Raw genomic sequence first — 8,278 nt, 5'->3', positions numbered from 1 at the left:
CCGTGCGGAGCCTCTTCGAGCACGACCTCGCCGCCGGCTTTCTCGATGGTCAGCAAGCCGGTGGCGTCGGCACGGGCGTCCTCGACGTGTGTCCCCGAGGCGTCCACCTCGACGCCGCTCAAGTCGACATAGAAATGTTTTCCACCCTTCCCGCTGCTGGTCTCCTCGGCGTAAACCACCGGTCCGCTGCCCGAGGAAGCCCGCAAGCCGCCTCGCACTCGCGACAGCTGGACCGTCCCTCCTCCAGTTCTCACCGAGCCGCTGGCGTCCGCATCGGTGACGCTGATCTCGCCGCCACCCGTCGAGATGTTCACCTCGCCGTGGACCTCATCGAGGGTGATCTCGCCGCCACCTGTCTCGCCGCGGAACGTCCCCTCCATCGCGACGATCGTCACGCTCCCGCCGCTGGATCGCAGGCGCAGGTCGTACTTGCGAGGGGCGCGGATCTCGAAACGATGGGAGGTGGAGTACGAGCCATTGCCGCGAGCCTGACGCGAGGTCACGTGCACGCCACGGCCATCGCGCTCGATGTCGACGTGCGTGCCTTGCCAATCCTCGCCACCGAGTCTCACCCTCACGAGAACGCGAGGCTCGCTCCAGCCTTCGAGCTCGACTTCGCCGCCGGTGTCGAGGTCGAGGGTCAGCAGCTCTCCCGGCGACGCCGGCAAGGTCTTCTCGAAGGTGGAGTCGGCGGAGCTCGTGTCGGCGTCCTTGCCGCCATGGCCGGACTTGGCGACGTAATCTTGGCCAGTCCGCATCGTCACGGTTTCCTGCGATCGCATCGCAGCGGTTTCCTGCGACCGCATCGCCACGGCCGGCGTGGCCCGGACCTCGGGTTGCATTCCGGCCAAGGGAATGAGCGCCAAGGCCGCTGTTGACGCCGCCAAGAGCCGAAGGCGAGGAGACATCAAGCCCCGAGGACGTGCTTCGTCCAGCAAGGAGAGGAGCCGCCCTTCCAGTTGCGTCGGCCGTGCCATGCAGACCGCAACCGAGCCTCCCCACCAGACCCGGGCGCCGCGCGCCACGTCGAGCAGATGCATCGCATAGTCCGGACCCGAGGTGCCGCTCGCCAGGACACGATCGTCGCAAGCCTGCTCGCTCTCGGCCCGGAGTCGACGTAGAGCGATCCAGGCGAGCGGATGGAACCAATACACAGCACAAGCCAGGGTGGCACCGAGCTGCGCCAGATAATCCCAGCGTTCGATGTGAGCCAGCTCGTGCTCGAGAGCCACACGCCGCCGCTCTTCAGGCCAGGACTCCGAATGGGCCGGGAGCACCACGAGGGGACGCCTCCATCCCCAGGTCACCGGAGCGCCGACACCTGGACTGCTGCAGAGCCGGACCGGTCTTCGCGCCCGGCAGCGATGCACGGCTTCGCCGAGCAAGCGGCGCCATCCCGGGCTGTCGATCGCTGCCGCTCGCCGGCTGAGCCGTGCCAGCCCGAGATGTCCGAGTGTGGTCCACAGGAGGACCGCGACGCAGCCGCTCACCCAGAGAGTCGCGACCCACCCAGCGATCGACAACGAGGCGACACCTGACGTGCCGCGGTTGGCGAGTTCGCTACTCGTCGCCCCTCCCGCGCTGGGGGCATCGACGGCTGGCGCCACTGCCGTGAGCGAGCGGTCGGGTACGGCCTCGGCCGAGAACCTCCGCGTCGAGGGCGCAAGGTGGCTCCAGGAAGATGGCTGGGTGACTGTCAGCACCCATACGGGCCCGATCGCACTGAGGAGCGGCAAACCGAGCGCCGCGAGCAGCGTGAGCGCCCAGACCCAGTGCCGGACGGCTGCCGAGCAGCGGCGCAGCGCCGCGGCGAGGAGTGCCCCGGCGAGAAACAGCAGCGTGACTTTGGCGATGACGCCGAGCGCCTGCGGCCCCGGCGCCGTGTTCAGGAGCGAGACGAGTGTGCGGATCATCGACGCCTTCCTCCAGCATTCTTGCGGCGCGCCTGCTCGATCAGTTGGGCCAGGCGCCGGAGCTCGTCGTCGGAAGGTGGCTTCCCGGCGCCCAGCATGGCGGCGACTGCCGACTCCATGGAATTGTTGAAGAACGTGCGCAGCAGATGTTGAGCCGCCGATCGGCGTACCTGCTCCGGATCTTCGGTGGGGAGATAGACGTAACGCGGCCCGTCCCACTCGTGACGCAGATACCGCTTTTCTTCCAACAGGCGGAGCATGCTACGCACCGCGGAGTAGCTGGGCGGGTCGGGGAGTTCGGCCAGTACCTCGGCGACCGTAGCGCGGCCGCGGCGAAAAACGACGTCCATGATCTGACGTTCACGCCGTCCGAGATCCGAAAGGCTCATCGTCGTTGCCCACCCTCCTCGATGCGCATCGATCAGCAGTATGCTGATGCATCAGCATGATGCGGATAAATTAGCACCACCCGGGGGAGGCGTCAAGCCCTGGAAGCCGGCCCGGCGCCGGGAGGTATGATGAGGCCCCTTCCCAGCGGGGGCCTCTGGTTCCATGAGGAGGATCGGCGCATGAGCCGGCTCGAAGGGATGAAGTGCACTTCCTGCCGCCGCGGCGAACCCACGATCAGCGCCGAAGAGAGAGCGCTGGTCCGGCCGCAGGTCCCCGACTGGCAGCTGGTGGAGCGCGATGGCATCGAGCGCCTCGAGCGCGTTTTCGCCTTCCCCGACTTCGCCCAGGCCCTGCGCTTCACCCTTGCGGTCGGGGACCTCGCCGAGAGCGAAGGCCACCACCCGGCGCTCCTCACCGAGTGGGGCCGCGTGACCGTGACCTGGTGGACCCACAAGATCCGCGGCCTGCACAAAAACGACTTCATCATGGCGGCGAAGACGGACGCTCTGAGCCGCTGAGCCTCAGAAGGCGGAGACGCCGGTGATCTCCCGTCCCACCGCGAGCTCGTGGATCGTCTCCGTGCCCTCGTAGGTGATGACGCTCTCCAGGTTCAGCATGTGCCGGATGGGCGAGCATTCGATGCTGATCCCACCGGCCCCGAGGATGTCCCTGGCGTCGCGGGCCACGTCGAGCCCCATGCGCACGTTGTTCCACTTCGCCAACGACACCTGCGCCGGCTGCATGGCACCGCGGTCCTTGAGCCGTCCGAGCTGGAGCGCCAGGAGCTGGGCGGTGGTGATGCGGCGCGTCATGTCCGCGAGTCGCCGCTGGATGGTCTGGGTGTGCGACAGCGGGCGGCCGAAGAGGACGCGGTGGTGGGCAAACGCCATGGCCTCGCGCAAGCAGGCGGTGGCGGCGCCGATGGCGCCCCAGGCGATGCCGTACCGCGCCTGGGTGAGACAGGAGAGGGGAGCACGCAGGCCGGCGGCGCCGGGCAGCCGGTTCGCTTCGGGAACCTGGACGTGATCGAGGAAGAGCTCCGAGGTGACCGAAGCGCGGAGCGAATACTTCTTGAGGATGTCGCGGGAGGTGTAGCCCTTCATCCCCTTCTCCACGAGGAAGCCGAGGACACCATCCTCGCTCGTGGCCCAGACGATTGCAAGATCGGCGATCGTGCCGTTGGTGATCCACATCTTGGCACCATCGAGGCTCCAGGTGTCGCCCCGGCGGGTGGCACGCGTCTTCATCGCCCCGGGGTCGGAGCCGCCGTCGGGCTCGGTGAGGCCGAAGCAACCGACGACCTCGCCGCGGGCCATTCGCGGCAGCCACTTCTCCTTCTGCGCCTCGCTGCCATAGGTGTGGATCGGCCACATGCACAGGCTTCCCTGCACGGAGACGAAGCTGCGCAAGCCGCTATCGCCGCGCTCCAGCTCCTGGCAGACGAGACCGTAGGCGACATTGTTGAGGCCGGCGCAGCCGTATCCCTGGAGGTTGCAGCCGAGCAACCCCATTTCTGCCATTTCCGGCATCAACTCCTGCGGGAAGCGGTGCTCGTCGAATGCCTGACCGATGATCGGGAGCACGCGCTCGTCCACCCAGCGCCCGACGTTGCGTTGGATCTCCCGCTCCTCTTCGTCGAGCAAGCCGGTGACATCGTAGAAATCCGTGGGACTCAAGCCGCTCAAGAGCATCCTCCCGTGACTCGATCCAGGTTCACGCAGCGTACCCATCCATACCGTATGCGAACGCTCGGGGCAGGAGTCTAGGCGAAGAGGCCGTCTCGATCCAGGGACGCCCCGGTGCGCCGAAACTCGCGTTTTCGGCCCGTGGGGGAGAGCGCTTGCCGGGGGCTCTTGCGTGTGACCTGGGGGCTCCGGCATCCTCGTTTTCATGAACGTCGCCCTCGTCGGCTGCAAGAATCCGCCGCAAGAAGACTTCGACGCCCCGCCGCTCCTCGCGGCGCTCGCTGCCCGCGGCCATCAGGGGGACGAGGCGGCCTGGAACGATGCGTCGGTGGACTGGCGGCGCTACGACGCGGTGCTGCTCCGCTCCACCTGGGACTACTACCACCGGCGCGACGCCTTCCTCGACTGGGCGCAGCGCGTCGCTACGGTCAGCAGACTCTGGAACCCCTTCGAGATCGTGCGCTGGAACACGCACAAGTTCTACCTGCGCGAGTTGGAGCAACGCGGGCTGCCCATCGTGCCCACCGAGTTCGTGCCGACCGGGGAGAACGTGGATCTGGGGGCGATTCTCGCCACCCGCGGCTGGGACACGGCGGTGCTCAAGCCTGCCGTGTCCGCGGACTCCTTCGCCACCCTCCGCGCCGAACGGCACACGCCGTACGCCGGTCAGGCCCACCTCGAGCGGCACCTGCCGGGGCGCGACATGCTCGTGCAGCGCTACATCCCCACGGTGGACGACCCAGGCGAACGCTGTCTCGTCTTCATCGATGGCGTCTACTCCCACGCCGTGCGTAAGCGCTCGCTCTTCCGTGGCGGTCGGCACGCCGGCCCCGAGGGCGTCCCGGTCGAAGCAGCTCCCGAGGAAATCGCTACTGCCGAGCGCATTCTCGCCAGTACGGGACACGCGTTGCCCCTCTACGCGCGCGTGGATCTGCTCCGGGACGAGGCCGGCACGCCGCGGCTCTTGGAGCTGGAGCTCGTGGAGCCGAGTCTCTTCTTCGAGGCCAAACCCGATGCAGCGATCTCGCTCGTGGAGGCGCTGGAGAAGCGCTCCTGACGCTGGAGCTGGATGGAGAGGTGCCGCGCCGCAGTCCTGACTCCGCGATCCCCCAGCCCTTGAGCCCGCCCGGCGCAAGCGCTAAGCTCCGAGGCGATGCCGCCGCACACGACACCGCTTCTTTCTCTCGTCATTGCCGTCTACCAGCGCGACGACTTCCTCGAGCGTGTCCTCACCAGTGTCGAGCAGCAGACCCTGAGCGACATCGAGGTCGTCATCGCCGACGACGGCTCTGGCCCGGAGATCGCCGCCACCGTCGAGCGGTGGCAGGGACAGCTTGTCCATCCGCTCGTGCACGAATGGCACGAGGATCGAGGCTTCCGCAAGACGATCATCGCCAACCGGGCGGTGACGCGCGCGCGCGCCGACTACCTCGTCTTCATCGACGGTGATTGCATCCTGCACCACCGCTTCCTCGAACGGCATTACCGGCGTCGGCGCCGGCGGCAGGTGCTCTCCGGCCGGCGCGTCATGCTCGACCAAGAGCTGACGGAGCGCCTGACGCTCGAGGACATCCGCACGCGGCGCCTCGAGCGCGTCCCGCTCTGGTGGAAGCACGCCGGCAAGCACGACCGCAAGAATGGCTTCTACATGCCCTGGGTGTCGGTGCTGCGCGGTCTGCGCCGGGACGACTACTCCATCCTGGGTTCCAACTTCTCGGTGCACCGCGAGGATTTCTACGCCGTCAACGGTTACGACGAGCGCATCATCGGCCGCGGCCTGGAGGACAACAACCTGTGGGCGCGCTTCGTCAACAGCGGACTCCGGATCAAGCCGCTCACCTTCGAGGCGATCCAGTACCATTGCCACCACAGCTCCGGCCCGATGCTTCATGATGCGCCTTTCGTCGAGCGTTTCCATCGCACCGCCGAGACGCGCACGCCCCATGGCATCGTGAAGGAATGAAAGCAGGAGTTCTCGTGCCCCTAGGAGTCCCCGTGCGTCCAGGCAGCAGGCTGAATGCGCAGGACCTCTATCTCTTCAACGAAGGCACACACTCGCGGCTGTTCGAAACGCTCGGCGCGCACCCGGGGCCGGAGGGCACGCACTTCGCCGTCTGGGCGCCCGAGGCGGCTTGGGTCGGCGTTCTCGGCGATTGGAACGGCTGGGACGCGACGCAGCTACCGCTCACGCTGGTGGGTCAATCCGGCATCTGGGAAGGCTTCGCCCCCGGCGTGGGGCGGGGAGCGAAGTACAAGTACCGCATCCGCTCGAAGCATGGACACGGCGTCATGGACAAGGCGGATCCCCTGGCACTGCTCCACGAGAGTCCGCCGCGCACTGCTTCGGTGGTGTGGGATCTCGATACCACCTGGGGGGACGCGGAGTGGATGGCGCGGCGGGCCGCAGCCAATGCCTTGGAGGCGCCGCTTTCCATCTACGAAGTACACCTCGGCTCGTGGCAGCGTGTCCCGGAGGAAGGCTACCGGGCGCTCAGCTATCGGGAGCTAGCGCCGCGTCTGGCCCAATACGTGAAAGAGACAGGCTTCACCCACGTCGAGTTCCTGCCCGTGATGGAGCACCCCTTCCATGGCTCCTGGGGCTACCAGGTGACCGGTTACTTCGCGCCCACGGCACGCTACGGGACGCCGCAGGACCTCATGTACCTCATCGACGTCCTGCACCAGAACGGCATCGGCGTGATCCTGGACTGGGTGCCCGCGCATTTCCCGAACGACCCGCACGCGCTGGCTCACTTCGACGGCACCCATCTCTATGAACACGCCGACCCGCGGCAGGGGTTCCAGCCCGACTGGAAGACCCTGGTGTTCAACTATGGCCGCCACGAGGTGCGGAGCTTCCTGCTCAGCAGCGCGATGCTCTGGCTCGACAAGTACCACGTCGACGGTTTGCGCGTGGATGCAGTGGCCTCGATGCTGTACCTCGACTATTCGCGCCGGGCCGGCGAATGGGTTCCGAACCGCTTCGGCGGCAAGGAGAACCTGGAAGCCATCGCCTTCCTGCGGCGCCTCAACGAGGACATCTACCTCGCCCACCGCGACGTGCAGACCATCGCCGAGGAATCCACCGCCTGGCCCATGGTGTCACGCCCGACGCACTTGGGCGGCCTCGGCTTCGGTCTCAAATGGGACATGGGCTTCATGCACGACACCCTGCAGTACATGGCCCTCGACCCGGTGCATCGCAAGTACCATCACAACCGGCTCACCTTCCGGCTCCTCTACGCCTTCAACGAGAACTTCGTGCTGCCCTACTCGCACGACGAGGTCGTGCACGGTAAGGGCTCCATGCTCGCCAGGATGCCGGGCGACACGTGGCAGAAGTTCGCCAACCTGCGCTTGCTCTACGGCTACCTGTTCGGCCAGCCGGGGAAGAAGCTCCTCTTCATGGGCAACGAGTTCGGCCAGTGGGCGGAGTGGTACCACGAGGTGAGCCTGGACTGGCACTTGCTGCGGGAGCCGCTGCACCAGGGGCTCAAAAGCTGGGTGACAGACTTGAACGCGCTCTACCGCGGCGAGCCGGCGCTGCACGAGAGCGACTGCGACCCCACCGGTTTCACCTGGGCCGACTGTTCCGACGCCGACAGCAGCGTCGTCAGCTTCGTCCGCCACGGGCGGTCCACGGACACCATGATCTTCGCCGTCTTCAACTTCACGCCGGTCCCGCGCCACGGCTACCGCCTCGGCGTCCCGCGCGGCGGCTTCTGGCGCGAGGTCTTGAACAGCGACTCTCGCACCTACGGCGGCAGCGGTCTCGGCAATCTGGGCGGTCTCCAAACCGCGCCGATTCCGGCGCACGGTCGAGCTCAGTCGCTGGAGCTGGTGCTCCCGCCCCTGGGGGCGCTCTTCTTTGCCCATCACCTCTCGGGGTGAGAGAGGTGAAGGTTGGCATTCGATTCTAGACTTCCGTGGTGTAGGCGGCGCGGCGTCATCACCGCATCAACCACCTCGGTGCGCTCCGAGCGGGATGATCTCCATGGAAGGGTTGGCCTCGGGATGCTGCGGCGAGGGGCCGCGCACGAGGAGCGCCAAGTCGCCTTCCAGCTTGTGATCCCGTACCTGGGCGAGCGTGAAGGCGCGCCAGTCGTCCACCGTGGCGTCCACGTGCAGCGGTTGCACACCGTAGGAGAAAGCCAGGTGCTGCGCGCTCGCCGCATGCGGCGTCGGCGCCAGGATCCAAGCGGGCAGCCGGAAGCGCGTGATGCTGCGCGCCGTGGCGTCGGAACGTGTGGGCGCCACCACGACCGCGGCCTGGCAGCTCTCGATGACCGC

The 8,278-nt window shown here is 67.2% G+C and carries 8 protein-coding genes; 4 read left to right on the top strand and 4 right to left on the bottom strand.

The features are described from left to right. Both VFE28_11765 and VFE28_11760 read right to left on the bottom strand, forming a co-directional pair. The coding region (locus tag VFE28_11765; GenBank protein ID HZM16670.1) for a M56 family metallopeptidase at positions 1 to 1,913 on the bottom strand (1,913 nt) is incomplete at its 3' end. Beyond that, positions 1,910 to 2,302: a BlaI/MecI/CopY family transcriptional regulator gene (locus VFE28_11760; GenBank protein ID HZM16669.1), complete on the bottom strand. Its 393-nt coding sequence runs from the start codon at positions 2,300 to 2,302 to the stop codon at positions 1,910 to 1,912. The genes VFE28_11765 and VFE28_11760, both read right to left, overlap by 4 nt. Before the next feature lie 180 nt (positions 2,303 to 2,482). On the opposite strand from VFE28_11760, the gene VFE28_11755 reads away from it, so the two are divergent. Further along, complete coding sequence (locus VFE28_11755; protein HZM16668.1) at positions 2,483 to 2,821, top strand: 4a-hydroxytetrahydrobiopterin dehydratase; 339 nt, start codon at positions 2,483 to 2,485, stop codon at positions 2,819 to 2,821. Positions 2,822 to 2,824: 3 nt separating this feature from the next. On the opposite strand, the gene VFE28_11750 is transcribed toward VFE28_11755, so the two are convergent. Beyond that, positions 2,825 to 3,994, bottom strand: a complete 1,170-nt coding sequence (locus VFE28_11750; GenBank protein ID HZM16667.1) for an acyl-CoA dehydrogenase family protein — start codon at positions 3,992 to 3,994, stop codon at positions 2,825 to 2,827. Between the two features lie 199 nt (positions 3,995 to 4,193). Between VFE28_11750 and VFE28_11745 the strand changes: the two genes are divergently transcribed. From VFE28_11745 to glgB, 3 genes are all read left to right on the top strand, one after another. After that, positions 4,194 to 5,045, top strand: a complete 852-nt coding sequence (locus VFE28_11745) for a hypothetical protein (protein HZM16666.1) — start codon at positions 4,194 to 4,196, stop codon at positions 5,043 to 5,045. A gap of 96 nt (positions 5,046 to 5,141) precedes the next feature. Further along, entirely contained in the window at positions 5,142 to 5,951 is an 810-nt protein-coding gene (locus VFE28_11740; protein HZM16665.1) for a glycosyltransferase, read from the top strand. Positions 5,952 to 5,983: 32 nt separating this feature from the next. Continuing rightward, on the top strand, positions 5,984 to 7,879 hold the full coding sequence (gene glgB, locus VFE28_11735) for a 1,4-alpha-glucan branching protein GlgB (protein HZM16664.1): 1,896 nt from the start codon (positions 5,984 to 5,986) through the stop codon (positions 7,877 to 7,879). A gap of 66 nt (positions 7,880 to 7,945) precedes the next feature. On the opposite strand, the gene VFE28_11730 is transcribed toward glgB, so the two are convergent. Continuing rightward, the coding region (locus VFE28_11730; protein HZM16663.1) for a pyruvate kinase alpha/beta domain-containing protein at positions 7,946 to 8,278 on the bottom strand (333 nt) is incomplete at its 5' end.

This window comes from Candidatus Krumholzibacteriia bacterium (genome assembly GCA_035649275.1).
In the GTDB taxonomy this organism is placed as follows: Bacteria; Krumholzibacteriota; Krumholzibacteriia.
This window is presented reverse-complemented; position numbering and strand designations above follow the sequence as displayed.

Bases quoted from the DNA above. Each gene is read 5' to 3' on its own strand.
- VFE28_11755 (HZM16668.1), top strand. From the start codon at position 2,483: ATGAGCCGGCTCGAAGGGATGAAGTGCACTTCCTGCCGCCGCGGCGAA.
- VFE28_11740 (HZM16665.1), top strand. From the start codon at position 5,142: ATGCCGCCGCACACGACACCGCTTCTTTCTCTCGTCATTGCCGTCTAC.
- VFE28_11760 (HZM16669.1), bottom strand. From the start codon at position 2,302: ATGAGCCTTTCGGATCTCGGACGGCGTGAACGTCAGATCATGGACGTC.
- VFE28_11750 (HZM16667.1), bottom strand. From the start codon at position 3,994: ATGCTCTTGAGCGGCTTGAGTCCCACGGATTTCTACGATGTCACCGGC.
- VFE28_11745 (HZM16666.1), top strand. From the start codon at position 4,194: ATGAACGTCGCCCTCGTCGGCTGCAAGAATCCGCCGCAAGAAGACTTC.